Origin of the sequence: Pantoea sp. CTOTU46764 (genome assembly GCF_031974595.1) — a bacterium.
GTDB classification, from domain to species: Bacteria; Pseudomonadota; Gammaproteobacteria; order Enterobacterales; family Enterobacteriaceae; genus Pantoea; species Pantoea trifolii.
On sequence record NZ_DALYOQ010000117.1, the window covers coordinates 1 to 579 of the forward strand.

1 pseudogene is annotated in these 579 nt (G+C 57.7%); it reads right to left on the reverse strand.

The features are described 5' to 3' along the window. Nucleotides 1–579: pseudogene (locus RTM06_RS22460) on the reverse strand (ethylammeline chlorohydrolase); the annotation flags it as partial.

Here is a 579-nt window from a genome sequence, read left to right on the forward strand (position 1 = left end):
CACACCACCGAGAAACTGGCCGTGTGGCAACAGCATGTGGCGGTTGAGCAAACCGTTGTCAGCCAGTACTTGCAGCGAACTGCGCCCCTGATAGCGACGGGCGATTTCCCGCACTTCCAGCTCGCTCTGGCAACAATGTAGCCGTGTTGGACAGGCGAGTGACGTGACAATGTCACCTAAATCTTTCAGCCAAACAGCATCACCGCCCTCGATCCGGTCAGGAGCCAGCATGCCGCTCAGGGTTGAAACGCCGCGCTGCTGTAGACGTTGATAAAACTTCACCGCATCGTCCAGCCCCTTCTTCGCGCGATCGCGATTGCCAATCCATGAGAACTCTCCCTGCTCATCACTGGCGTAGTAACCCGCCATAAAAGCCGGGCCGAGCCACGCGCGCGCGCCTAATGATTCGGCTACATCTGCGGCGTACAGGTATTCATCAACGTCCTCGGCCCATTCACGGTAGAGAATCGAGGTGATGGGCGCAAAGCTGGTGATGCCGTTGAGCAGCAAATGGCTGTAGGCATAATGCTTGGCGAAGTTAAGCTGCTCGCGGCTGTAAAGATCGCGGCGCTGCCAGTC